The sequence below is a fragment of the Salinigranum halophilum genome (assembly GCF_007004735.1).
Classification (GTDB): domain Archaea; phylum Halobacteriota; class Halobacteria; order Halobacteriales; family Haloferacaceae; genus Salinigranum; species Salinigranum halophilum.
Map to the genome: position 1 here is coordinate 182,205 of NZ_SSNL01000006.1, position 26,021 is coordinate 208,225.

Annotated in this window: 21 protein-coding genes; 14 read left to right on the top strand and 7 right to left on the bottom strand. The window is 64.5% G+C overall.

The window, feature by feature from the left end:
- Nucleotides 1-15: 15 nt before the first annotated feature.
- Nucleotides 16-777 carry a proteasome assembly chaperone family protein gene (locus E6N53_RS16280; RefSeq protein WP_136591030.1) on the top strand — a complete coding sequence of 254 codons (762 nt, stop codon included), beginning with the start codon at nucleotides 16-18 and terminating at the stop codon, nucleotides 775-777.
- Nucleotides 778-855: 78 nt separating this feature from the next.
- On the opposite strand, the gene E6N53_RS16285 is transcribed toward E6N53_RS16280, so the two are convergent.
- The 3 genes from E6N53_RS16285 to E6N53_RS16295 form a co-directional block, all read right to left on the bottom strand.
- Entirely contained in the window at nucleotides 856-3,576 is a 2,721-nt protein-coding gene (locus E6N53_RS16285; RefSeq protein ID WP_142860578.1) for a PGF-CTERM sorting domain-containing protein, read from the bottom strand.
- A 410-nt stretch (nucleotides 3,577-3,986) separates the two neighbouring features.
- Complete coding sequence (locus E6N53_RS16290; RefSeq protein ID WP_136591029.1) at nucleotides 3,987-5,024, bottom strand: sodium:calcium antiporter; 1,038 nt, start codon at nucleotides 5,022-5,024, stop codon at nucleotides 3,987-3,989.
- Nucleotides 5,025-5,093: 69 nt separating this feature from the next.
- A complete protein-coding gene (locus tag E6N53_RS16295) occupies nucleotides 5,094-5,774 on the bottom strand; it encodes a V-type ATP synthase subunit D (RefSeq protein ID WP_142860579.1) in 681 nt (226 codons plus the stop codon).
- A 984-nt stretch (nucleotides 5,775-6,758) separates the two neighbouring features.
- Between E6N53_RS16295 and E6N53_RS16300 the strand changes: the two genes are divergently transcribed.
- From E6N53_RS16300 to E6N53_RS16315, 4 genes are all read left to right on the top strand, one after another.
- Nucleotides 6,759-7,541 carry an SDR family NAD(P)-dependent oxidoreductase gene (locus tag E6N53_RS16300; protein WP_142860580.1) on the top strand — a complete coding sequence of 261 codons (783 nt, stop codon included), beginning with the start codon at nucleotides 6,759-6,761 and terminating at the stop codon, nucleotides 7,539-7,541.
- Between the two features lie 105 nt (nucleotides 7,542-7,646).
- Nucleotides 7,647-8,432, top strand: coding sequence for a class I fructose-bisphosphate aldolase (locus E6N53_RS16305; protein WP_236639617.1), 786 nt, complete (start codon nucleotides 7,647-7,649; stop codon nucleotides 8,430-8,432).
- Nucleotides 8,433-8,516: 84 nt separating this feature from the next.
- Nucleotides 8,517-9,281, top strand: coding sequence for an HTH-type transcriptional regulator GlpR (glpR, locus tag E6N53_RS16310; RefSeq protein WP_236639616.1), 765 nt, complete (start codon nucleotides 8,517-8,519; stop codon nucleotides 9,279-9,281).
- Between the two features lie 38 nt (nucleotides 9,282-9,319).
- Nucleotides 9,320-10,018 carry a cyclase family protein gene (locus E6N53_RS16315; protein WP_142860582.1) on the top strand — a complete coding sequence of 233 codons (699 nt, stop codon included), beginning with the start codon at nucleotides 9,320-9,322 and terminating at the stop codon, nucleotides 10,016-10,018.
- A 122-nt stretch (nucleotides 10,019-10,140) separates the two neighbouring features.
- Here E6N53_RS16315 and pdxA read toward each other — a convergent pair whose 3' ends face one another.
- Both pdxA and E6N53_RS16325 read right to left on the bottom strand, forming a co-directional pair.
- On the bottom strand, nucleotides 10,141-11,136 hold the full coding sequence (pdxA, locus tag E6N53_RS16320; protein ID WP_142860583.1) for a 4-hydroxythreonine-4-phosphate dehydrogenase PdxA: 996 nt from the start codon (nucleotides 11,134-11,136) through the stop codon (nucleotides 10,141-10,143).
- Entirely contained in the window at nucleotides 11,126-12,397 is a 1,272-nt protein-coding gene (locus tag E6N53_RS16325; protein WP_142860584.1) for a four-carbon acid sugar kinase family protein, read from the bottom strand. The genes pdxA and E6N53_RS16325 overlap by 11 nt, the downstream gene beginning before the upstream one ends.
- A gap of 162 nt (nucleotides 12,398-12,559) precedes the next feature.
- Here E6N53_RS16325 and E6N53_RS16330 point away from each other — a divergent pair, with 162 nt between their 5' ends.
- From E6N53_RS16330 to E6N53_RS16345, 4 genes are all read left to right on the top strand, one after another.
- A complete protein-coding gene (locus E6N53_RS16330; RefSeq protein ID WP_142860585.1) occupies nucleotides 12,560-13,873 on the top strand; it encodes a nickel pincer cofactor-dependent isomerase, group 22 in 1,314 nt (437 codons plus the stop codon).
- A 136-nt stretch (nucleotides 13,874-14,009) separates the two neighbouring features.
- On the top strand, nucleotides 14,010-14,840 hold the full coding sequence (locus E6N53_RS16335) for an ATP-binding cassette domain-containing protein (protein WP_142860586.1): 831 nt from the start codon (nucleotides 14,010-14,012) through the stop codon (nucleotides 14,838-14,840).
- A 240-nt stretch (nucleotides 14,841-15,080) separates the two neighbouring features.
- Complete coding sequence (locus E6N53_RS16340) at nucleotides 15,081-16,319, top strand: sugar ABC transporter substrate-binding protein (RefSeq protein WP_142860587.1); 1,239 nt, start codon at nucleotides 15,081-15,083, stop codon at nucleotides 16,317-16,319.
- A gap of 21 nt (nucleotides 16,320-16,340) precedes the next feature.
- Nucleotides 16,341-17,378, top strand: coding sequence for an ABC transporter permease (locus E6N53_RS16345; protein WP_201741171.1), 1,038 nt, complete (start codon nucleotides 16,341-16,343; stop codon nucleotides 17,376-17,378).
- A 268-nt stretch (nucleotides 17,379-17,646) separates the two neighbouring features.
- On the opposite strand, the gene E6N53_RS16350 is transcribed toward E6N53_RS16345, so the two are convergent.
- Nucleotides 17,647-18,678 carry a zinc-dependent alcohol dehydrogenase family protein gene (locus E6N53_RS16350; RefSeq protein ID WP_136591018.1) on the bottom strand — a complete coding sequence of 344 codons (1,032 nt, stop codon included), beginning with the start codon at nucleotides 18,676-18,678 and terminating at the stop codon, nucleotides 17,647-17,649.
- Nucleotides 18,679-18,923: 245 nt separating this feature from the next.
- A complete protein-coding gene (locus tag E6N53_RS16355) occupies nucleotides 18,924-19,700 on the bottom strand; it encodes an SDR family NAD(P)-dependent oxidoreductase (protein WP_142860588.1) in 777 nt (258 codons plus the stop codon).
- Nucleotides 19,701-19,794: 94 nt separating this feature from the next.
- Here E6N53_RS16355 and E6N53_RS16360 point away from each other — a divergent pair, with 94 nt between their 5' ends.
- From E6N53_RS16360 to E6N53_RS16380, 5 genes are all read left to right on the top strand, one after another.
- Nucleotides 19,795-21,267: an extracellular solute-binding protein gene (locus E6N53_RS16360; RefSeq protein WP_136591016.1), complete on the top strand. Its 1,473-nt coding sequence runs from the start codon at nucleotides 19,795-19,797 to the stop codon at nucleotides 21,265-21,267.
- A 43-nt stretch (nucleotides 21,268-21,310) separates the two neighbouring features.
- Complete coding sequence (locus E6N53_RS16365; RefSeq protein WP_136591015.1) at nucleotides 21,311-22,243, top strand: carbohydrate ABC transporter permease; 933 nt, start codon at nucleotides 21,311-21,313, stop codon at nucleotides 22,241-22,243.
- On the top strand, nucleotides 22,243-23,118 hold the full coding sequence (locus E6N53_RS16370; protein WP_136591014.1) for a carbohydrate ABC transporter permease: 876 nt from the start codon (nucleotides 22,243-22,245) through the stop codon (nucleotides 23,116-23,118). Before E6N53_RS16365 ends, E6N53_RS16370 begins: the two co-directional genes overlap by 1 nt.
- A 100-nt stretch (nucleotides 23,119-23,218) precedes the next feature.
- Complete coding sequence (locus E6N53_RS16375) at nucleotides 23,219-24,391, top strand: ABC transporter ATP-binding protein (protein ID WP_136591013.1); 1,173 nt, start codon at nucleotides 23,219-23,221, stop codon at nucleotides 24,389-24,391.
- A 398-nt stretch (nucleotides 24,392-24,789) separates the two neighbouring features.
- A complete protein-coding gene (locus E6N53_RS16380) occupies nucleotides 24,790-25,821 on the top strand; it encodes an NAD(P)-dependent alcohol dehydrogenase (protein WP_142860589.1) in 1,032 nt (343 codons plus the stop codon).
- Nucleotides 25,822-26,021: the final 200 nt, after the last annotated feature.

A 26,021-nucleotide genomic window follows, 5' to 3' on the forward strand; every position in this document is an offset into this window, starting at 1 on the left:
CCAACACGCCGTGCGATGGCTACGAACTTGCCCACGTTCGACCTCCGGACAACGAGCGGGACCGACCCCGGCGACATCCTGATCATCGGCACGGCGAACCCCGGGTTGGCGGGACTGACCGCCATCGACTACCTGATCACTCACACCCACACCGAACAGATCGGGCACGTGCGCACCCACGACCTCCCCGATATCACGCCCTTCACGCAGGGTGCCCCGCGCTACCCGATGCGGTTGTTCAGTTCTGCCGACTCCGACATCTGCGTGCTCATCAGCGAACTGAGCGTGCCGGTCTGGGCGGGCGAGCCCTTCGCTGACGCCGTCATCTCCTGGACCGAGGCGCATGGAATCGACGAACTCTGCGTCATCCACGGCGTGCCGTTCCCCCACGGCCCACAAGAGCACATCGTCTTCCACGTCGGGATGCCCGCGTTCCGCGAGCGTCGCATCGGCGACAGCGACATCCCGCCGCTGGCCGGCGGTTTCTTCGACGGGATGGCGGGCGAACTGATGACGCGCGCCCTCGACGGCGACGTCCCCCCGGTCGGCGCGCTCGTGACGCCGACGCATCCGCCGGGACCCGACCTCGACAGCGCGCTACGGTTCCTCGACGCCCTCGAGACGCTGTACGACATCGCCGTCGACGAGACCGAACTCAGAGAGCGCGCCGAGGAACTGCGCAAGTACTACCAGAGCCTCGTCGACCGGATGCAGACGCTCGACCAGGGCGACTCACCACGGGGCCACGACCACCCCGAAGACCGTATGTACATGTGACTGTCAGGGGCCGGCCCGATCATGGGCCGGAGCGACGCGTTGACGCCGCCGTGCGCGCCCGGTGGAGACGGTGAGGTGTCACGACCGCCGGCGACGGGCAGCGAGCAGCGCTGCAGCGACGAGGGCGAGGAGAGCAACGAGGGGACCGAACCCCGGGAACTCCGTCGCGGTCGTCGTCGGTGCCTCGGTCGGTGTCGCCGTGGGCGTCGGTGACGCGGTCGGCGTCATCGTCGGCGTCTCCGTCGGCACCGGGGTCTCCGCGGGTGTCTCCGTCGGCGTCGTCACCTCGCTGACGACCTCGAACTCGAGCCGTGCGGCGGTCTCGTCGTCGCTCGCGCGGAGCTGGTACGCCCCGGTCTCGAGGTCCGCGAGGTCGAGCGTCGTCTCCCACTCGCCGGACGCGCCGTCGACTACCGCCTCGGCAGTGGCGACCACGTCGTTGTCGGCGTCGAACACCTCCACGAAGATGACGGTTCCGTCCTGTCGGTTCGAGGTGCCCGAAATCGTGACCTCGCCCTGGGCGACCTGCCCGTCCTGCGTGAAGTCGTCGACGGCGAGCGAGGGGTTCTCCGCCGAGAGCGTCAGTTCGATGACCCGGTCGTCGACACCCGCGCCGGAGTACTCGTCTCGGATGATTTCGACGGCCTGCTGGGGTGTCAGCCCGCGTCGGAGGTCCGCCCCACCGAAGCCGATGTCAGACGCGTACTCCCCGTCACGCCCGCGGCCGACGACGAAGAAGGTGTAACCGCCGCGCTGTTGGAAGGCGTCGTACTCCGCTTCGAACTCGTTGTCGCGGACCGAGACCGACTCGGCCCCGAACCCACCGTCCGCGGTGAGGAACTGCCCACGGGGCCCGATTAGGTAGACGCGGACCGAGTCGCCCTGGCCGAACGAGGTTCCGGAGAGGGTGACCTCGTCGCCGGTGTCTGCGGCGATACGCGCGGCGGACAGCGACGAGGTCAGCGCGCCCTCGACGGTCCGAACCGTCGTCGTGGCCGTCGTGTCGAAGTCGCCGAAGGCGCTCGTCGTGAGCGACGCTTCGCTCCCGAGATAGTCCGTGCCGCCGGCGACCGGGTCGGCGACGACGGCGATCCGATACGCGTCGGGGAAGTTGATTTCCCGACCCGCATCGACCTCGATACTGAACCGCCCTCTGCTGTCGACGTCGTCCTCTGCGAGGTCGCCGTCGCCGTCCCGAAGCGGCACCCACTCGCTGTCGATGCGCGCGTACGCCTTCACGTCGTCGGACTGTGGGGCGACGCCCGTGATGGTGAACTCCTCGCCGATGCGGACGACGGTCGGCGTGGCCGACAGGCGAATCTCACGCTCTTCGATGTCCAGTTCGGCGGTGTCGTCCGCGTCGGCGTCGAACCCGTCTCTGAGCGTCACGACGTCCGTGTTCGGCTCCGCGAGTTCGACGAACTCGACGTCGACCGTCGTCGGGTCGAGGAACGCCGTGTCGATGCGGACCCGCGCAATACCGTCGTCGCCGAGGTCGACGACCGCACCGACGTACGCGTCGTCGGTCCCACCGAGCGTGTTCGTCCCGCGGCGTGTCTCGACGTCGCCGGTCGCCCGGAACACCCGTGCGGCGGTCTCGTCAGTCGGGGGGATGCCGTCGAGGTCGCTCCCGGCGATCCGGACGAGGCCGTACTCGCCCGGCGTCCCGGCGACCGTCGCGATGATCTCCTGGCCCTGCGTCACCTCGGTCTCCTCGAGGGTGATCGACTGGGTCTCGTCACGGATGCCGGCTCCCACGCGCGTCCGGACGAAGTCGAGGTCGTCCGACCCCTCGACGACGATAGTGTACTGGCCGGCGTCGAGTTCGTCGATGTTGCGGAGCACGACCGTGCCGCCCGACCGGCTGATGCGGTTGCGGTCGGTGAGCTGTCGCGTGATGTCGAGACCGTCCTCGTCGTCGACGAAGACCGAGGCGTCCTCGGCCTCGGCGAAGTTGAACTCCACCTGGACGGTGATGGTGCCGATGCTGCTCGGAATGGAGCCGCCGGTGATGTCAGCGCCGTCGGTCCCGTCCCCGCGATAGACCGTGACCTCTGTGATGCGCGGCTCGACCACCGAGAGGTCCGCAGTCCCGTCGCTCTCGAAGCTGTATGCTCCCGGCTCGAAGTTGTTGGCGTCCGTGATGTCCGCCCGGCGGACGTCGCTGACGGTCGCCACCCCGCCGTCGGCCTCGCCGGCGACGCCGAACAGTGTCACGCTGCCGGAGCCGGGGGCGCTCGCCAACCCCGTCAGGTCGACGTCGCGGTCACCGAGGAAGACGCGGCCGATGGTCCCCGTCGGACCGAGGTAGCGGACGACGTCGAACTGCGTCGTGTCGGAACGGCCGCCCGCCGACACCGTCGCGTCGAGGCCCGACGCCGGTGCCACGTTTGCGAGGTTGTGCGTCACGGTCAGTGTCACCTGGGTCGTCTCGTCGGCTCCGTCCGTGGCGTTCGTATCGGCCAGGTCGACGGTCACCTGCGTCCGACTGTCGACAGAGAGCCCCGACGCGGTCACGTTCGGGTTCGAGACCGAGACGCCGTTCGCACCGACGATGTTCCCCGCCGGCGTCGTGAACGTCACGGTGTTGTCCGCGCTCCCGTTCGTGATGGTGACCGTCGCCGTGAGCGTCTGCGTGGCCGCGGTGCGGAACGCCTGGACGTTGCTCGCGCTGTCGGCCGTGACGTCCCCGGTGAACAGCGCGGCCGCGGGGCCCGTGAGGGCGGTTCCCGCGAAGACGGAGGTGACGAGCAGTACGCTGATGACGAGGACGGGGACGTGGGTTCGAATCGGTGGCATCGGGGGTGACTCCTGGTCCCAGCCGAGCCCAGCGCGTTCGGTGAGCGGGACAGTCACTGTCGGTCCGTCGCCCCCGACCGACCACTGGTCACGCTGGTGTGTGGACGTCGTATTGGACTGACAATCAGATAACACTTCTGTCGCGTCGAGTCGGAGGGTGTCGACACATCCGCCTCGACGACCAGGGCGGACGGCCCGGGCACGGAACGGGGCGTCGGGGCGACACCGCGTCCCGGTGAGGAGGTCACGCTCCGTCCGGGCGTCGTACCTGTGATGCGAGACACGAAAGAGGGGCGGGAGAAACAGGTTCACGACGAAGCGAAGCGCCAGCGCGAACGTGATTCGAAGCGGCGCTCGAAGCCGAGATGGAGGCGGAAGCGGAACGCTCCTAGGACGAGTGAGCCTGGGTGTCAGGCACCTCTGATGAACTGGGTCAGGCCGACCGTCTCGGCGACGACCCAGGCGACGAACAGGAGATACGCACAGAGCAGGGTGTACGATTCGAGGTTCGTCACCGAAAGGTCCGTCCGCAAGAACGTGAACAGGAGCACCGTCGCGAGCGTCAGCACGCCGAGCATCGGGACGGCGACCGCGAAGTCGACCGGAACGCTGCCGATGATGAGCACGCCGACGGGAATCGCCACCAGGAGGTCGAACGTGTTCGACCCGAGGACGTTCCCCAGGCTCGTGACGCTCTTGTCCGCCTGCGCGGAGCGCACGCTCACCAGGGTGTCCGGGAGACTCGTCGCCGCCGCGATGATCGTCACGCCGGCGAGGAACTCGGGGATACCGAACGTCTGCCCGATCACTTCCACTCCCCCGACCAGCTGCTCGACGGCGAGCAGGATGATCACCAGACTCGCGGCGAGTTTTCCCCACTCGCGGCCGACCGCGATTCCGTCGGGCGCGCTCTCGGCGACGTGATCGGAGACGTCCTGCCACTGGATGAACAAGTAGAGGCCGTACAGGAGAAGCGGAATCAGCGCGAGCGGTCGCGTGAGTTGCCCCTGCAGGGCGGGTCCGTCGGGTACTGGGAGGTAGATGACTGCGAGCGCGAAGGTGACGACGACGGCGGAGACGGCGATCATATAGAACTGCGCCTCCTTGTACACGACGGTCCGGTTGGTCTCCAGTTCGCCGTCCGATGCGAGCCCCGACAGCGCCGGGATGACGAGGATGTTGAAGATGGCCGACCCGACAATCGCGCCCACACCCATGTTGAACGTCCCCGCGAGAGCGGTGAACACGACGCTGGCCAGCTCCGGGAAGCTCGACCCGACGGCGACGACGACCGACCCCTGGACCACCGCCGGGAGGCCGTAGTGCGCGGAGAGGCGTTCGGCCGACGTCTCGAGCCACCCGCTTCCGAACCAGATGAACCCCGTTGCGACGACGATGACGACTGCGGACACGAGGGGCGTGTCCGGAACGAGACCGCTGAGGACCATTGTGTACGACCTCTCCGTCAAGCGAGTCTTAGGTATTCTGATATAGAGAGCGGTCGTCGGCGTGCGCTGTCACCCATCGCGGTGTCCACCGCTCCGTCGGTGTCTGGACGCCCGCTCGGACCGTTGTTTCTTCACTCTGAACTGTCGGTACCGTTCTTCTCGCTCCCGCTCTGCGAGGGACTGCTCGATGTACGCCCGCTCGGCCTCGAGGTCCGGGACGAGCCGATGCGTGAGGTAGTTGACCCGGATGCGGAGTCGACGAATCTCCGAGAGGAGCCGCGAGAGGACTGCCCGCATCTCCGCCAGTCGGACGACGACCTCCAGTACCCCCTCGTACGCCGAGACGAGTTCGTCGTCGAGGGCACTCGTCCCGAGCATCCCGTACCCGCGGTCGGACACCGGGGTCGAGATGGACGCCGAGAGGATGCGCGGAACGTCCATCCCGAGTAGCTTCGTCTCACCGAGGATGACCTCCGGGTGTGTCGCCCTCGCGGCGGCGAGTTCCCGCAGACTGATCCCGCCCTCCCGTTCCATCGCCGTGACGTGGAGCGTCCGAGCGGTTCGGTACCGCTCGTCGAGGTCTGCGCACAGTTCGCGCCATCGGTCGAGGAGGTCAAGCAGGACGAAGACGAGCCCGTTCCGGCGACGTTCGAGGATGTGTTCGCCTTTCCGGGCGATGGCGAGTTCGTCTTGGACCGCGAGGAGCTCGTGATGGGTCGGGGCCGCACGAGTGTGCCGCCGGTGTGACATCGTCTGTGGTCTCGTCGTCGGGAGGTGTCAAATAGGTTGGTCTACTGCACCACCTCCAGCCTCTCGACGCTGGGCGTCTCTGGTGTCTCACACCCCCTGCGACACCGTTGACGTGCCGACCCCGAGTGGTTCACTCACCGAATAGACTATCAGAAGTATATACTCAAACATTTTGACTGCGGCGATTCACTCGACGAGGCCACGGCGACATGACCCGGCGGCCGATGTGGTGGCCGCTCGTGTCTCTCGATGCGGTGCGGTTCTGTCGGATTCGCCGGTGACACACGACAGAGGTGTTCGTCGGAATCCATCATCTCGTGGACGAACGAGCTGGAAGCGTAGACACACGCATCGATAACTAGTATCTCGTCAGAAAAGAGTCCCTGACAGTGCACTTTCGTAAATTAGATCGGCTGAGAACTGATAGACCGTTGAAAACGCTTGCGGCGGGGGAGTTCTTCGACTCGCGTGATGGAACTCTCACAGTAACCGTGGACACCTCTGTCCGACGCATCGTATCGAGCAATTACTTCTTCTACTTGACCTCGACCGCTCGCGTTCGTCCGGCGCTTCACGACTCCGCCACTTCGGGTCGTTTCGCTCTGTCGCGACCGCCGATTGCTCACCAGAGCTTACATCCGTACTGTTGTAACATTTTGATGGCCGCAACCCATTACATTTGTACTTTTGTAACTACTCTCCCCGACTCATATTCCTGCATAATTCACCTTAGTTTTAGCAGAAAGTGAGCGCAAGATTCTATTCTGCCGGATTGTTCATGCTGTTTTGGAGACAGTGGTACAGTGTCTCACTAGCGGTTCTCCTGTTCGAATAGTTAGTGTCCGGATTTACTTTTACAATTTTTAGCCATAAATTAATAGTTTGTGAGGAGTAATAACCAATCACGCTGAGAGGGGGGTCGAGCGCCGTGCACCGGCACGTTCTCCCAAATCTTTATTCTACACCCCACTCACAGCTTCGACGATGCCTGACTACAGCAACGACTTCGACGGGGACACCGTCGTCGTCACAGGTGCGAGCTCCGGAATCGGGCGGGAGATTGCGACTCGATTCGGCGAGGCGGGGGCGACTGTGTTGAACGCGGACATCGACTCCCAGCCGAAGGTGGGGGAGACGCCGACCCACGAGGTCATCCAGAATCAGGGTGGGACGGCCGAGTTCGTGGAGACGGACGTCTCGAACGCCGACGAGATCCGTGCGGCTGTCGACCGTGCGCGAGAGTACGGCGGGGTCGACGTGATGGTGAACAACGCCGGACTGTTCATCGGTGGGAGCCTCCTCGAGGTCAGCGAAGACGAGTTCGAGACGATCCACCAGGTCAACGCGAAGGGGGTCTTCTTCGGCTGTCAAGCAGCGGCACAGGACATGATCGACCGTGGGGTCGCCGGGTCCATCGTCAACACGGCGTCGATTAGCTCGTTCGTCGCCCAGCGCGACCAGATCCAGTACGACTCCACGAAAGCCGCCGTCAAGATGATCACACGAGGCGCAGCCCTCGAACTGGCGGACCACGACATCAGAGTGAACGCCGTCGGCCCCGGTCAGATCGCCACGGAGTTCATCGACGGGTGGTCTGAGGAGGCCCCGGAAGCAGCCGCGAAGGACGACCTGATCAAGCCGGTTCCCGCCGGACGCGCGGGCACGCCGGAGGACGTCGCCGGTGCGGTCCTCTATCTCGCCAGTGACGACGCGGACTACGTGACCGGTGAGGTGCTGATGGTCGATGGTGGGTGGCGAGTGATCTGAGCACTGTCTCCGTTACGAGAATAATTAAATAGGTGGACACACTCAGCACAATCGAAGTCGATGACAGAACCTCAGCTCTTAGACACCCCATCGGGGAACGCAGTAGTGGTAGCGCTCGACCACGGCCTCAGCCTCGGATCGCCAGAGGGATTCGAGAACCCCGAGGAGACACTCGATAACGTACTGCGCGGTGAGCCCGACGCGGTCCTCGTCGGGCCTCACTTCGCTCGTCACTATCAAGACCGGCTTCAGGAGGCCGACGTCGACGTCGTCCTCACGGCGGACGTGGTGACGTGGTCGACCAGCCCCGGTCGAGACAACGACCAAGACCTCTGGACGCCGGCGTTCGACGCCGAGTTCCTCGAGGAACTCGACCCAGTCGGGGTCAAGGTCGTACTGGTGTTCGGCCGTGACGACAACGAGACGTTCATCCGAAACGTCGAGTACATCGGTGAGCTCGCCGAAGACCTGCGTGGGACGGGAATCCCACTGGTGGTCGAGCCCGTCATGTGGGGCCGACGAGTCCCGGCCCAACTCGAGACGGACGCCGACTTCGTGGCCGATGCGATGCGCATGGGCTGGGAGTTCGGAGCGGACATCCTCAAGGCACCGTACACCGGCAGCGTCGAGTCGTTCGAGCCACTCGTCGAGAACTCGCCGGTCCCCGTGATGATCCTCGGGGGCCCCGCGACGGGCACGACCCGAGGGATGCTCGAATCCGTCGAGGGAGCGATGGACGCGGGTGCGCGCGGGCTGATGATCGGCCGGACCATCTGGAAGTCCGACGACCCTGCCCGGACGGTGTCCGCGCTCATGAAGATCGTCCACGAGGGCGCCGCTGTCGAAGAGGTGTGGGACGAACCGGAGCAGGCGGCCGTCGTAGACGGGTAGGAACACTGATTACCAGTCGGCGAAACACCCTGCCATGCCAGTCGCATGGAGTCAGCGAACGAGCGGGCCCGGGGGTGTAGTCTCGTGAGCACTCCCGAACAGCGGCGCCGGTCGATCACGGAGTTGGTCACGAAACACGGTGGCCTCTCGGTCGAGGAGCTCGCTTCCCGGCTCGACGTCTCGCCCTCGACCATCAGACGCGACCTCGGTGACCTCGCCGACCGGAACCTCATCGAACGGACCCACGGCGGTGCTGTGCCGCTGACGAACGTGGGCGTCGAACGGGCCTTCGACCGACGGCTCGTCCAGGACCTGGACGGGAAACAGGCCATCGCCGAACGAGCCGTCGAGGAGATTCACGAGGGCCAGGTCGTCTTCTTCGATGCCGGGACGACGACGATGCAGGTCGCGAAGGAGGTCCCCGACGACAGCTCGACCATCATCGTCACGAACTCGCCGCTGTTACTCCCAGAACTGTCGAGAGCGGACGGCACCGTCAAACTGACCGGTGGAGAGTACCGCAACGAGACCAAAGCACTGGTCGGCCCGACGACCGAAGATTACATCCGAAACTCGTCGTTCGACGTCGCGTTCATCGGCGTCAACGGCATCGAACCCGACGGCTCGCTGTCGGCACCGAACGAATCCGAGGCGAAGATCAAGCAACTCGCCGTCGAACACGCGACGCGGATCGTCGTCGTCACGACGACCAAGAAGTTCGACGAGCAGAGCTTCCGCCGATTCGGATCGATTGCCGACATCGACCTCCTCATCACCGATGGCCGTGTCCCCGACGAGTACCGCGATCTGTTCGACGAGACGGTGCTCGTCGAGAACGTGTCCGGCTGAGCACAATACTTATCTCCTCGTAGTCTGTCACGACAGCTATGCTCGACTCGAAGGAAGTCATAGAGCTGTCAAACCCGATTACCAAGGGCATCCCCGTGTGGCCGAGTTTTCCACAAATCGAACTCGACCAGACGTCGCTCGCCGCCCGCGACGGGTTCACGATGGAACGCCTCGAGATGCGGAGCCACACGGCGACGCACATCGACGCCCCGGCCCACTTCATCCCCGAAGGCAAGACACTGGACGACTTCTCTATCGAGTCGTTCATGGGTGAGGGTGTCGTCATCGACCTGACGCCGAAAGAGCCCGAAGAGCCCATCACCCGTGCCGACATCGAGGCCTACGAGTCGGACATCCAGCCTGGCGACGTCGTCATGCTCCACACGGGCTGGGACGAGTACTACGGCCAGACGCCGGAGTACCTCTTCGAGTTCCCCTATCTGACCGGTGAGGCCGCGGAGTACGTCGTCTCACTCGACCCGAAGGCGGTGGGGACGGAGGGGGCGAGTGTCGGCGGCTGGTACGACGAGGTGCCCGCCCACGGCCCGTCGACTGACGTCCACCCGGCCGACTCGCATCTCCCACTGCTCGAGAACGACGTCTTCCCCATCGAGGAGTTGCGGAACCTCGACCAGGTACTCGACGGTGCGGACAGTCGACGCGCGGACTTCTTTTTCCCCCCACTCAACGTCCAGGGGACGGGCGGGTGCTCGGTCCGCGCCTTCGCGCTGGTGTAGTCTGTCGGGAACGAGTTCACGCCGTCCTGTCGCATCGCCGCCCCGTCTCCACGGTCGACTGCACGCTTCCGTACTGTTGGCGACGGCCAGCCGGACGGAACCCGAGTGAGAAGGAGAAGCGGCTACTGGACGAGTTCGACGGCCGTCGTCACTGCATCGACCATGCTCTGTTCGGAGGCGACCCCCTCGCCGGCGATGTCGAACGCTGTGCCGTGGTCGACGCTCGTGCGAACGATGGGGAGCCCGATGGTGACGTTCACGCCGCTCACCGCGTCGTCGGTGCCGGTGAAGCCGAGCATCTTGATAGGGATGTGACCCTGGTCGTGATACATGGAGACGACGCAGTCGAACTCGCCCGCCGCGGCCCGGACGTAGACCGTGTCCGGCGAGTGCGGACCCGTCACGTTTACACCGGTCTCGGCGACCCGGGCGACGGCTGGTTCGATGACCGCGGATTCCTCGTCACCGAGCAGTCCGCCATCGCTCGCGTGCGGATTCAACCCGGCGACGGCAATGGACGGGTCGTCGATGCCCAGGTCGCGTAACGCGTCGTCCGTGACGCTGATCGTCGACGCGACGTCGTCGACCTCGAGGTCGCAGGCCTCCCGCAGCGGGATGTGGGTACTGACGTGTGTCACCGTCAGGTCGTCCTCGATGAGCATCATCGAGTAGTCCTCGGTGTCGGTGTAGTCCGCGAGCATCCCCGTGTGGCCCGCGTACTCGCTTCCGGCCATCCGGGTCGCCTGTTTGTTGATGGGTGCGGTCGTTATCGCATCGATTGCACCGGCCTGTGCGAGTTCGATGGCTCGCTGGACGTATTCGAGGCTCGCCGCGCCGTTCGCCTGGGAGAGCTCACCATACTGGTGGTCGGAGACGTTGCCGAGGTCGACCACTGGCAGCACCTCGGGGTCGGCGCTCGCCTCGGTCGGTGAGTCGACACGGCGAACAGTCAGCTCTGGGGCGAACCGGTCTGCTGCGTCTGCCAGCACGGACGCGTCACCGATGACGACCACCGCTGCGGTCTCGACCAGCGTCGGATACGCCTTGACGATGACTTCGCCCCCGATTCCCGCGGGGTCTCCCATGGTAATGCCGATAGTCGGCAATCTAGCGCTCATCGGGCAGACCGAGACGAGCGAGGGACTTAATTATTGCCTGGTCGTCGCCGAACCCGCCCGCTTTCGTGACGGCCGCCACCCCGTCCGCGACGCCCCCGTCGACAGTCGAGAGCGGTATCCCCGGTGCGACCGCTTCACCGGCCATGCGGAGCGCCGTCGCGTCGAGGCGGTCGAGGACCGCCCGAGCGGTCGCCCCACCGGTGAGAAAGAGGTTCGACGGCCGGTCCTCCCGAACGACCTCGGCGGCACCGGTCGCGAGCGCGTCCGTGACCCGCCGCCGAACCGTCGGTCCGTCGACGCCCGCCCGCTCGCCGGCAGCCATCGCCCGGTCGACGTCGCTGCGTGCGTCGGCACTGTGGAGGAGCACGCCCCCGTGGTTCTCGACGACGGCGCTCCCACGAGCGGCGAGGTCGGCCCCTGCGGTCGACGGGTCGGTGACCGCCTCCTCGAGGTCGAGGTGCTGGTGGAGCGCTTCCGATACCGCTCCGAGCTGTTCGAGCGTCTCGGGTGCGACACTGCCCGAGACGCCCACCACCGTCCGCGACTCGTCGACGTCGAGCCCTGCGCCAGCGGGTGTCCCCGGCACGGTGACGTGGTGTGCGAGGCCACCGCTGCCGACGTACAGACAGCGCGCCGAGTGGTCGTGGGCTGCCGCGGCGACTGTCGCGAGATGACCGTCCGTCACGGCGTCGCAGGTGACGATGACCGGCTCGTCTGTCGCGCACAGCGACTCGAACGCGTCACGGACAGCAGTCACGCCGCGCGCGACGGTCCCGACACCGATTCGTTCGACGGGATAGTCACTCGACGCGAAGCACTCGGGGAGCGAGTCGTGTGTCGGCGGTCGTTCCTCGTCTGCTCCCGGCGGCGACTCCGTCACCAACTGCCCGTCGACGAGGTGGTACCCACACGCCGTCAGTCGCCCGTTGGCGGGAAACGCCGGCGCGACGACGACGAGGTCTGGGTCGACCGCTCGGGTCGCCGCGTCGACCTCCCTGCGGACGTTGCCACGGAGGGTCGAATCGACCTTCTTGAACACGACGGCGGGGTTGGCCGTCTCGAGCACCGACCGGACGCGGTCAGCGGCGACAGCGGGTGGCGCGTAGCGCGACTCGGTGTTGTACACGGCGACGTCACCCTGCGGCGTCGTGTCGGTCTGTGGGGAGAGGACGACTCGGGTGTCGTAGCCGCGTGTCGCGAACTCGTGACCGGTGTCACAGCTCCCGGTCAGGTCGTCAGCGACGACGATACACTGGGTCACAGGCGACCCTCCCGGTCCGTTTCACATCGCGCACGCTGGACGATATCGTGGCCGTTCATGCTTGCCCTTGTGAGACACGGTGTAAAGAAACGTTCGCCCGGTCTCCGCCTCGTCTTCGAGGGGCAAAACATAAGCACCTCATCTGCATTGAGTCGCGTATCCATGGAGTTCGAGTTTCCCGGTCGTGACCGGCTAGAGTCGACCAACGACGTCGAACTGTCCGACCTCCCCCGTGCGTACCGTGTCAGTCGCGTCCGCGACCATCCCACTGTCTCGGACGTCACGGCAGCCACGACCGGTGCGGTAGACGACATCGCGGCACTCGACGAACTCGAGTCGGGGAGTACGGTCGGCATCACGGCCGGGAGTCGAGGCATCGAGGACCTGCCGGCGGTCCTCGAAGCTATCGTCTCGGAACTCCAGTCACGCGGGCTCGAGCCGTTCGTCTTCCCCGCGATGGGGAGTCACGGGGGAGCGACTCCGGAGGGACAGCGCGAGACGCTCGCGACGCTCGGAATCACGCCGGAGCGACTCGGCTGTGAGATTCGGTCGTCACTCGCCGTCGACCAGGTGGGCAGCGACTCGACCGGCCGACCGGTGTACGCTGCCGAAGATGCACTGGAGGCCGACGCCGTCCTGCTCGTCAACCGGGTCAAACTCCACACGGACTTCGAGGGAGACGTCGAGAGCGGGCTCTGCAAGATGGCCGTCGTCGGCCTCGGCAAACAACGCGGTGCCGACAACATGCACAACGCCGCACTCGACCGGGGGTTCGCAGAGGTCATCCCGGAGTGGGCTGGAATCCTCATCGAGGAGACGCCCATCGTCGGCGGTGTCGGTCTCATCGAGAACGCCGAGGAGCGGGCGGCCGCCATCGAGGGGGTTCCCGCCGCGGACATCCTCGACGTGGAACCGGACCTGTTGGCGCGCTCGAAGGAACTGTTCCCCGAACTGCCGGTCGACGACCTCGACCTGCTCGTCGTCGACGAGATGGGCAAAGAGGTCAGCGGGACCGGCCTCGATACCAACGTCATCGGCCGCGTCAACTTCCTCGGACAGGTCGAACTCGACACGCCAGCGCTGAGCCGGGTCTACGTACGGTCACTGACGCCGGCGTCGCACGGAAACGCGCTCGGCATGGGCCTCGCGGACCTCGTCCACCGTGACGTCGCGGCAGCCGTCGACTTCGACGACACGTACGTCAACATCGTGACCAGCGGCGAACCGAGCCGAGCGAAACTCCCCTTTGTCGTCCCGAGTGATGCGACGGCGTTCGTGCTTTCGGCGTCGATGACTGGCGTCGCCAGTGCGAGTGAGCTCCGCATCGCCCGCATCGAGAACACCCTCGCGCCCGAAGAGCTGTGGGTGTCGAAACCGGTCGCCGAGGAACTCGCCGACCGAGACGACGTCCACGTCCACGAGGACCAGCCCTGGGCGTTCGACGAACACGGCGAACTCGCGATGCCGCTGGAGTGAGACGACGCCCGCCCTCGACGACCGCGGCGTGAGCCGAGCCGACCACGCGGTGGACGCCACGCGATTCTACCTTATCGATACTTATTTACACCGATAGCAAAATTGTGTGACACCGACACACAGCGCACACAGTATCATGACCACCGGAAGTTCACAACCACGAATCGAGGTAGAACACGTCGAGAAGCGCTTCGGCACTGTGGAGGCCCTCTCGGACGTCACACTCACGCTCGGAGACAACGAGGTCCTTGGGCTCGTCGGCGACAACGGTGCCGGCAAGTCGACCTTCATCAAGACACTCGTCGGCATCCACCAGCCCGACGGCGGCGAGATAAGGTTCAACGGAGAGCCAGTCACCATCGACGGCCCGAAACACGCCCGGAAGCTCGGCATCGGGACCGTCTATCAGGACCTCGCACTCGTCGACGAACTATCCGTCGCCGAGAACCTCTTCCTCGGCCGGATGCCGGTGAAGAAAGTGGGCGGCCTCCTCTCGGTCGTCGACCAGAAACAGATGAAAGAGGAGGCCGAGCGTATCCTGAGCGAGCACCTCGAAATCCACGTCGACCCTGATACGCCGGTCGAGTATCTCTCCGGCGGCGAGCGACAGGCGGTCGCCATCGGGCGCGCCCTCGTCACCGACCCCGACATCGTCCTCCTCGACGAACCGACGTCCGCGCTCTCGAAGGCTGCCGTCGAACACGTCGAAGAGCTCGTCGCGCAGTTACGCGACAGCGGTCACTCGGTCATCCTGATCGACCACAACCTCGAGGAGGTGTTGTCGATGACCGACCGCATCGCCGTGCTCTTCCAGGGGCGTATCGTCGACGTCGTCGACGCCGAGGACGTCACCCGCGACGACGTGGTCAGCATGATGGTCTCGGGACAGTCCACCCGCGAGGAGGGAGACGACGAACCGCTCGGCCGCCAGGCGGACACCACCTCGTCGAGTTCGTCCACAGCGTGAGGGCCATCGGCGGGGTCGACGGGACGACTCGCGATGTGACGTCGGGCGAGGCGTTCTGACCGGCGCGACACTCACCTCCATCCCCTTCCTGGCAGCCTGCCCCCTCGACGTCTTCTCGTACGGCGTCTTCGCAGCCGCCAGTCGGCATCTCACCCATCGAGCGGGGCGTCCGTGACGTCAGTCGGGGAAGTATTAAGTGGGACTAGCTAACACGTTTGTGTGGAACGGTAATTAACGACCATGACAAGTAGACGTAACATCCTCAAGGGGATCGGAGCAGCGGGCATCGCCGGCCTCGCCGGCTGTGCAGGTGGACAGGGCGGTAACCAGTCGGGGAGCGGTGACAGTGGTGGTGATGGTGGTAGCGGCAGCGACGACGGGTCGAGCCAGGGAACCACGGTCGGTGACACTGAAAGCTCGGGCAGCGACACACAGCGGTTCGCCGTCTCGATGAAGTCGATGGGTCAGGCCGGTCTGTACGTGCAGGGGCAGGCCGCGAAGTGGTACACCCAGGACCGTGACGACGTCGAGATCACCATCCTGGACGCCCAGTTCGACGCCTCGAAACAGACGCAGGACGCCATCAACGCGATCAACCAGGGGCTCGACGGCATCTTGCTGAACCCCTTCGACGCCAAGGCGTCGCGCAGAATCGTCGAGGCGGCGACGGAGGAGGACATCCCGGTGATGAACTTCGACACGGCGACGCTGTCGGAAGACGTCGTCATGGGTGCGCTCTTCGGTCAGTACGCCGGGGGGCAGGTCGCAGGCGAGCGGTTCACCCAGATGATCGAGGAGAAGGGCATCGAGAACCCCACGGTCATCACGAGTGTCTTCAACTTCGAGTCCACGACGAGTCAGGCGCGCCTGTACGGCTTCACCGAGAACATCCCCGACAGCGTCGAGGTCGTCAACCGCATCGAGAGTGACGGGACGCCCGAGGACTCCGCTCCTCAGACGCAGAGTGCTCTCCAGGCCAACCCCGACGTCGACGCCATCTACTCCAACAACGTCGGCAGTGGGATGGGTGCGCTGACGGCGCTCGACCAGATGGACATGTACTACACGAAGGACAACGAGGACCACGTCATGGCGTTCGGTATCGACGGTGGTCCCGAACTCAACCAGCGGATCGGGAGCGGGTACTACGACTTCGCGGTCGACCAGCCCCTCCACATGTATGCACCGCTGACGCTCGAACTGATGTGGGGCTACCTCGAGAACGGTGAGAGCGCGCTCCCGCAGGTCGGAGACACGGTCACGCCCGGTGAGGACCTCTCGATCGAGGACAAGACGGTCGAGGGCATCAACCCGTGGTCCGAACAGTTCTGGGGCCCCGCCGAGATGACCGAGTACGAGGCCGAAGACACCGCCTGGTGGCCCTGGATGAAGTGCCAGCACGCGATGATCACCCAGGAGAACGCCGACGCCCCCTACCTCTACGGTAACGTCTACCGTGAGATCGAGGGGTCGAACTGACCTCCCTCACCTCACGGGACGATGAGCACACTATCCAACGTCAGTTCGACGGTCTCTGAACTGCAGGGCGACCGGACGCGGATGCTGTTGTTCGCGCTGGACAACCTCATCTGGCCCATCCTGTTAGTCGCGTTTATCGTCTTCTCGTTACTCCTCCCCGAGATATTCACCCAGTACCGGAACATCGAGTTCCTCCTGTACACGAGCGCCGGGCTCGGAGCCATCACGCTCGCGGAGGCCATCTGCCTCATCAGTGGGAACTTCGACCTGTCGGTCGGGTCCATCGCGGGGTTCTCGTCGATGTTCACCGCGCTGTTCCTCACGAGCTGGTTCAGCGGGGCGCCGGGCATCGTCGGCATCCTGGTTATCCTCGCGGTCGGTGGTGGAATTGGCTTCCTGAACGGGTTCTTCATCGCCAAGTTCGACGTGAACCCGTTCCTCCAGACGCTGTCTGCGCTCATCGTCTTCGAGGGAGGCATCTTGGTCCTGTCGACGCGGTCCGTTTACGAACTCCCGGAGAGCTACCTGTGGCTCGGCGGTGGAGAGGTGGCGCTCGGGGGGCTGCTCCCACAGTCGGTTCCCATTGCCGTCTTCTTCATGCTCGGCCTCTTCGTCACGGTGTGGTTCGTCCTGATGAAGACCCGGTTCGGCCGAGCGGTGTACGCGGTCGGTGGCGACGAGGAGTCAGCCGCCGAAGCCGGCATCGATACGGACCGTGTGGTCATCGCCGTCTTCGTCCTCTCGGGTATGCTGGCCGCGACCGGCGGCCTCCTCCTGACGGGGTTCAACGGCGGGGCGACGCCGACGCTCGGAACCTCGCAGCTGTTCCCCGCGTTCACCGCTGCCGTCATCGGCGGCGTGAGCCTGTTCGGCGGCCGGGGGAACGTCTTCAACGCGCTCGGCGGGGTCCTGTTGCTGAGTACCATCGCCGCCGGACTCGTCATGCTGAACATCGACCCGCAGGTCGTCCAGACCATCAACGGCCTCGTGCTGTTCGCGGCCATCCTGCTGTACACCTTCGTCCAGCGGTTCCGGGGGCGGCTGCTCTCGGACCTCTGACCCGTTGGACACCCGCCTTCCGAAGCAGGTGTGGGGTGTCGAGCGCCCGACGGAGTTCGATTGCGACGGCAGTCGTTCGTGTCGTTCTCGGTCGTGTCGAACTGTCCCTGCTCCGTGTGGCCGGCAGCCGGTGTTGCAGTGCACGGAAACCGGACGTCCCGACGACGACCCTACACGGCGCACTCGAGGCTCATCGCACGGTGTTGCGGACGACTCGGACGTGACACATCCGGCGGCGATAGACGCAAAAAAGCGCGGTCTCAGGCCGTTATTCGCTGCCGCCGGGGACGACGACTTTCTTCAGTCCCTCGTTGTTCTCCATCTGTTCGAACGCGGCCGGAATCTCCTCGAGGCCGACCTCTTCGGTGATGAGCGAGTCGGCGTCGATACGACCGTGTTTGAGGAGCGAAACGGCGCGCTGGAACGAGTCCCGCGTGAGAGCGAACGTGCCTCGGAGGTCCAGGTCGTTGTAGAAGAAGTCGAAGGGGCTGATCTCCATCGCCACGTCCTGTCTCGGAACGCCCACGATGAGGGTCGTCCCACCCTTGGCGGTCACCTCGTGGGCCTGTTCGATGGTCGGGACCAGTCCGACGACCTCGATGCCGGCGTCGACTTCGCCGATCTCTTCCCGGATGGTTTCGACGGGGTCGCCCGCTTCGGGGTCGACGACGAGGTCGGCACCCAGCTCGGCGGCGAGTTCGCGGCGCTTGGGGTCGAGCTCCGACACCGCAATCGGGCCCGCACCGCGATTCCGGAGCGTCTGCAGCAACAGGAGGCCAATCGGTCCCGCGCCGATTATCGCGACGCTGTCGGCCTGCCCGACGCCGCTCCGGTCGGCGGCGTGGACACAGCAGCCGAGTGGTTCCGCGAGCGCTGCGTGACGGAACGGCATATCGCCGACCGGCTCGACGTTGGCTTCGGGCACGAGCACGTAGTCGGCGAACGAGCCGTCGAGAACGCGGTCGGCGGCACCGCCGATCGAGGTCGCGCTCTCGCAGAGGTTGGTCTCCCCTCGCTTGCAGTACGAGCAGGCACCACACGACACCGTGGGATTCATCGCGACGCGGTCGCCGGGCGCCACTCTCGTGACGTCGTCGCCGATTTCGGCGACGGTTCCTGCGCTTTCGTGCCCGGGCACGACCGGGAAGTCGACGGCGAAGGACCCGTGATACATGTGAAGGTCGGTCGTGCAGATGCCGCACGCACCGACGCGTAACACGACTTCGTTCGGCCCTGGTTCAGGCTGGTCCTGCTCTCGTACCTCTATCTCGCCGACGTCTGTCAGCGACGCTACGCGCATCGGTGTCTCCGTGGACGGTCGCGGGCTGGTTCCTCTGTTCGGTCGTCGAGTGTGTGTGTCTGCATCATTGCTTTCGTTTCGTCGTAAGGCTGGGTGGGGGGTTCAACGTCGGCAGGGACGAGCGTGACTCCGTCCTGAACCGCGGTCGAGTCAGTGACACGGTCTACCCCAAGTCAGATACATTCAAACATTGTATATAAAAATTGGTACCATCCGACCAGCTGACCGGGCCGTACCGACAGTGCCTATCGACGGTCCAGTCGCCAGCTGTCGATGGGGACCTGGCCGCCGTCGACACGGAGTTCGTGACCGTTGACGTAGTCGCTCGCCGGAGCGGCCAGGAACGTGACCGCGTCGGCGACCTCCTCGGGCTCGGCGAACCGTCCCAGTGGGTTGTTGTCGAGGATCTGCTCGGTGACCGCATCGCTGAATCCCTCCGTCAGCCTCGTGTTGGCCCACCCGGGGGCGACCGCGTTGACGCGGACCCCTTCCCGCCCGAGTTCGAGGGCGAGGCTCTTCGTCAATCCCAGAAGGCTGTACTTCGCGACGTCGTAGGCGGGTGACATCCCGACACCGTTTTTCGTGTGGATCGAAGTGAAATTGATTATCTTCCCGTAGCCCTGTTCGACCATCCCGTCGACCACTTCGCGCGTGCAGTTCAGCGCGCCACGGAGGTGTACGTCGAGGTTCAGCTCGAAGGTTCCGTCGTACTCGTCGTCCAGGAACGGTCCCGCGTCGCCCACACCCGCGTTGTTGACGAGGATGTCGACCGGACCGAGTTCGTCAGTCGCGGTCTCGACCATCGCAGCCACTTCCGTTTCGTCGCTCACGTCTGCGGGAACGCCGACCGCGTCGACACCGAGGTCGCGAATCTCGGCTGCGGTCTCTTCGGCCACCGTCTCGTCGATGTCGTTGACGACGACGTCCGCCCCGTTTCGCGCCAGTTCTTCGGCAGACGCTCGCCCCATTCCCCGCCCCGATCCACTGACAATCGCAGTCTTGCCTGTGAGGTCGCAATCCATTGCATCGACCACCTTCCGCTGGGACGGTTAAGTATATTGGGAGCATGGAAAGAAATAAATATCATTATCCTTCAACGTGTTACCGGAGACACGTATGACAGACGGATACCGTAGACGACAGTACCTGAAAGGGGCTGGAGCGACGAGTTTAGGTGTTCTGGGTGCTCTCGCTGGCTGTACCCGTGGCGGGTCGAGTTCGGACGGCGGGAGTTCGAGTAGCGGGTCGAGCGATGGGTCGAGCGGTGGATCCGGCGACAGTTCCGGTGGCGGCTCGGACGGCGGGTCGAGTTCCTCCGAGGAACTCCCCATCCCACTCAGCGAGTACGACAGCGCGGACATCGACTGGCAACAGTTCGAGGGCGACCAGATCAACATCGGTGCAGTCCAGCATCCGTGGGTCCAGGCCATCAAGCCTGCCATCCCGGTCTTCGAGGAACTCACTGGCATCGACGTCCAGTGGAACATCCTGCCGGAGAACCAGTTCCGGACCAAGCGCCAGACCGACGCGAGCACCGGTGCTGGGCAGTTCGACGTGTTCTTCATGGACCAGGTCGTCAACCAGTTCCGCAACGAGGGCTGGCTCCAGCCGCTCGACCCGTACTTCAACGACGAGAGCCTCTACGACGAGAGCTTCTACAAGCCCAACGACCTCTTCGAGTCGTCGCGGTGGCAGGCCCACGGTGGTGGCTACAGCGACAACTGGACCGGCCTCCCCATCACAGTCGAGGTCCAGACCCAGTTCTACCGCCAGGACCTCTACGACAAACACGATCTGGAGGTCGCCGAGACGTGGCAACAGCACCGCGAGAACGCCAAGGTCATCGACGAGAACGAAGATGTCGCCGGGACGTCCGGTCGTGGCCAGAAGGGCTACGGGATGAACATCTACATCCTGAACACGTTCCTCCGCCAGAAGGGGACCAGCCTCTGGAGCGACTTCCCCAACGACTCCGGTCTCGACACCCAGGGCGTCATCGAGGCAGCAGAGTACTACACGAGCCTCCTGCAGGACTACGGGCCGGACGGCGCGTCGACTCAGACCTGGTCCGACGTCCAGGCGGCGATGGCGGAAGGGCAGACTGGCCACATCGTCGCTGACGCCAACATGTTCTGGGGCGGCCTGACCAACGACGAGTCCAACGTCGCCGACACCGTCCAAATCGCGAAGGTTCCCAAGCCGGAAGGCGGCGAGCTGAATCCGAACGCGTTCAACTGGCAGATCTCGACGTCCACGAACGCGCAGAACTCCGAGCAGGGCTTCCTGTTCATGCTGTGGGCGACGTCCCCACCGACCGACCTCTGGATAAACACGGAGAGCAGCGGTGTGTTCTCCGTGCGCCAGTCCACCTGGGAGAACGACGACTACATCTCGAAAGTCGGAGAGGACTACGCACAGGTCTCGCTCGAATCGCTCAAGGCCTCGGCGCCTGACCCGTTCGACCGGAAGTACCCCGAATGGGGCCAGCGCTACTCCGAGGAACTGCAGCGGGCCATCACCGGCCAGAAACCCGCCGAGAAGGCGATGAAGGACGCCGCGGCGACTGCCGAAGACATCTACAGCGGCTGAGGCAACGCACGATACTCGCACCCGGATTAATTTTCCACACATCATGAGCACACCAACACAGACAGAAACGACAAACAAACACGGCGTCGCCAAGCTCCGGGACCTGTGGAACGACTACCTCCCGTACTGGTTCGTTGCACCGATGGTGCTGGTGATGGTGATGATTACCTTCTTCCCCGGTGCGTACGACCTGTATCTCAGCCTGATCGAAGAGCCTACGGTGAACATCTTCGCAGCCGAATTCGTCGGCCTGGAGAACTTCGAGACGGCGTTCACCCGTGGGGGGGCGTTCCACTCGTTCGTCATCACGGTCACCGTCGTCGTCAGTGCCCTGCTCCTCGAGAGCCTCCTCGGCTTCTTCCTGGCAGCTCTCGTCGCCGGGGTCGAATCCGGACGGGCGAAGGCGTTCTACCGGGTCCTGTTCATCCTCCCGATGGCAGTCGCGCCCGTCTCGTTGGCGACTATCGGTCGGCTGATGCTGAACACCGAGGTCGGAATCATCCCGTACGTCATCAACACGGCGACGCCGTTCGCCGCGCCGGCGTTCCTCTCGGACCTTCCACTGTTAACCGTTATTTTGCTCGATACGTGGAACTGGACGCCGTTCATGTTCATCATCTTCTACGCCGGCCTCTCGTCGGTGCCTGACACGCTGGTCGAGGCATCACGGGTCGACGGCGCCCCGCTGTGGCGGCGGTACATCCACGTCATCATCCCGTACATGAAACCCGTGGTGTTCGTCGCCACGCTCATCCGGATGATCGACCTGTTCCGGACGTTCGGTGTGGTGTACGGTCTGACCCAGGGCGGTCCGGGGACGGCGACCCAGCTGGTGAGTATCAACATCTACGAGCAGATGTTCATCAACAACCAGATTGGTGTGGCGGCTGCGATCGCAGTCGTCTACCTCGTCTTCGTCATCGCCATCGCGAACATCGTCATCGCGAAGGTCGGCTTCGAGGGGGTGTGGGACTGATGGCTACACAGGACGTCGAGCCGGGATCGGCTTATCGGCTCGACAAGGACACGCGGGAGACGCTCGTGAAGGTCGTCCGACATGCCCTGCTCCTGACGTGGTCGTTCGTCGTGTTCTTCCCGCTGTACTGGTTGGCCTCGATGTCGCTGAAACCCCCGGGCGACGCGAACTCGCTCCCGCCGGACTGGGTCTTCCTGCCGACGGTGTACAACTACCTACAACTGGTTCAGGACGGCGAGTTCGTCGGAGCGTTCGCCAACAGCCTCCTCATGGTGGGGGCGTCGGTGGTTCTCGTCTTGCTGATCGGCGTGCCGGCGGCGTACGTCCTCTCGCGGTACGATATCCCGATGGAACGGGACGTCCTCGTGTGGATCCTCTCCTCGCGGATGCTCCCGCCCATCGCCGTCGTGCTCCCGTTCTTCATCATTTTCAGGGAACTCAACCTCTTCGACACCCGTATCGGGATGGTGCTGATGTACATCAGCATCAACCTCTCACTGGTCGTGTGGGTGATGAAGGCGTTCTTCGACGGCATTCCCGAGACGCTCGAGGAGGCCGCACGCGTCGACGGCGCGACCCGGTTCCAGGGGTTCATGAAGGTCGTCCTGCCAGCGGCCAAACCCGGCATCTTCTCCGTCGCGATTATCAGCTTCATCTTCGCGTGGATCGAGCTCCTGTTCGGCCTCGTGTTGACGAGCTTCAATGCAGTGCCGGTGACACTGTTCGTCTACTCGTTCATCGGCTCTCGCTCCATCGAGTGGTCGATGCTGGCGGCCGCCTCGACGGCGATGATCGTTCCGGTAGCGATCTTCCTCATCGCGGTGAACAAGTACCTCGCGGCCGGGCTGAGCTTCGGCGTGGTGATCAAAGAATGAACCCGACCTCAAACAGCAGCACGACAACGCGACCCGACGTATCGCCCACGAACGACGCCCACACGGCGGGGACGAACAGCCGCACAACGGAGGATGCATAATGGCCAGTATCACGTTAGACGACGTCACGAAACGCTTCGGCGAGGGGGGCAACGCGGTGACTGCAGTCGACGACGTCTCGCTCGACATCGAAGACGGCGAGTTCGTCGTCTTCGTCGGCCCCTCAGGGTCGGGGAAGTCGACGCTCATGCGCATCGTCGCGGGGCTCGAAACGCAATCAGAAGGCGACGTGACCATCGGCGAGACGGTCGTCAACCAGCTCGGACCGCGTGCTCGGGACATCGCGATGGTGTTTCAGAACTACGCACTGTACCCGAACATGACCGTCGAGGAGAACATGTCCTTCGGGTTGAAGATGTCGACGGAACTCTCTAGCGACGAGATCGAACGACAGGTGACCGACGCGGCGGAGATGATGGGAATCGGCGAATTGCTCGATAACACGCCCGGCGAGCTGTCGGGTGGCCAGCAACAGCGCGTCGCGCTCGGTCGTGCTATCGTCCGGGACCCGAACGTGTTCCTGATGGACGAGCCGCTGTCGAATCTCGACGCCAAACTCCGGACGACGATGCGCACCGAGATCAACCGCCTCCAGAACGAACTGGGCGTGACGACGCTGTACGTCACGCACGACCAGACGGAGGCGATGACGATGGGCGACCGTCTCGTCGTCCTCAACTACGGCGAACTCCAGCAGGTCGGGACGCCACTGGAGTGCTTTTACCGCCCCGCGAACCGGTTCGTCGCAGGCTTCATCGGCTCGCCGTCAATGAACTTCTTCGAGGGAGACGTCGAGGACGGCACTCTCACCGTTGATGGCTTCGACTACGAACTCTCCGAGCGGATGCGCTCGAACGTGGGTGACCTGTCGGAAGTGACACTCGGCGGACGCCCAGAGGACTTCGACCTCGTAGACGACCCCGAGGTCGAGAACGGGTTCGAGGTCGTCGTCGACGTCGTCGAACCGATGGGGAGCATCTCGTACGTCTACGTCTCTCCGGTGGATCGGTCGCACGACGACACGTTCGTCGTCGAGGTGGACGGGAAGCGGCCCATCTCCGAGGGACAGCGGCTCTACGCTCACGTCCCGATCGAGGACGTCCACCTCTTCGATCGGAAGACGGGTGAGACGATCCACCAGCGTCAACTGGAGCGTGAGGATACGCTCGCGCTCTCGGCCGGGACGCAGACCGCTCCGAGTTCCAGCGGTTGACATCCTCCCCGCCCTGAAGGACGGGGTTTTAGCCTTGCATTTTCGATAAGAAGCCAGCGAAGGGCGGTTCGCGTTCACGTACAGCAGTCACGTAACCACTCTCTCGATACACACGAGCTATGCATCCGTCCAGAACGGACCGGTGACCGCTCGGACGGTAGTCTCGGAACCTACTCGAGTACCGTCTCAGAACCCATCGGGAAACGTCTCACCGATAGAGACTCGATTTCGAACAGCTGCACTGTCGGGGATTCCCGCCTGCGAACCCCGTGGTCAGTCTCAGTCACGTTCGACAACACACAGACGACCCCGTCTGGACTCACCGGAGAGTGTCGTGGGCAGTGAGTTCGTCGCGCCACACCACAGTTATTAGTATGCGTGGAGAGTGAACTTTTGACATGCAATCTGCAGTGTTAGTCGAACCGCACCAGTTCGAGCTCCAAGACCGTCCCCGACCATCGCCGGGTCCGAACGATGTCCTCGTCGCCGTGCGAGAGGTGGGCATCTGCGGCTCTGACGTTCACTACTACGAGCACGGCCGTATCGGAGATATCGTCGTCGAAAACCCACTCGTCCTCGGCCACGAGAGTGCCGGAGAGGTCGTCGATGTCGGCGAGAACGTCACTGCGCTCGAACCGGGTGACTGCGTCGCTCTCGAACCCGGTGCCCCGTGCCGTCGATGTCGTCACTGCAAGGAGGGAGAGTACCACCTCTGTGAGGAGGTTCGATTCATGGCGACCCCACCGCACGACGGTGCGTTTACCGAGTACGTCTCCTGGCCCGCGGATTACGCCTACGAACTGCCCGAGAACGTCTCCACCACGGAGGGGGCGCTCTGTGAACCGCTCTCGGTCGGCATCCATGCCTGTCGCCGTGGCAACGTCGAGACGGGCGACACCGTCCTCGTGACCGGTGCGGGCCCGATTGGACTGATGATACTGGAAGCCGCTCGCGCCGCTGGTGCGACCGACGTCATCCTCACGGACGTCGTCGACGAGAAGCTCACGTTCGCACGCGAGCGAGGGGCCGACCTCACGGTCAACGTGGCCGAAGACGACCTCGAAGCGGCTGTCGATGCGTACACCGACGGCGCTGGTGCCGATGTGGTCGTTGAGGCGTCCGGTGCAGCGTCCTCGATCGAATCCACGCTCGACGTCGTCTGCCGGGGAGGCACCATCGTCCTCGTGGGACTCGCGAGCGAGGCGACGGTTCCGTTCGACGTGCTCGACCTCATCGACAACGAACTCGACGTCCTCGGGTCGTTCCGGTACAAGAACACCTACCCGGCAGCCATCGACCTCCTCGCTGATGCGGTGGTCGACGTCGAGGGTATCGTCGAGTTCGAGTCCTCTCTCGAGGACATCGACGATGCCTTCCAGCGCGCGATGGACCCGAACGTCGTCAAGGGGATGGTCACACTGGAGTCGTGAGGGTTCGCTCCCTGCCGCGCCGGACACACGCCGCGTCGTTCGGAGCGTTGCGTACCGTAACGGACCGCGGGTCGGTCTCTCTCGGCCGGCAGTAGTACATCCCTCGCACAGGTCGGTCACTCGATTCCGCATCTCGCTATCGTGCCCCGTCCACTCGAGCGGAAACGGGAAGGCTCGTGTGGCCACCTGACGGCACTCCT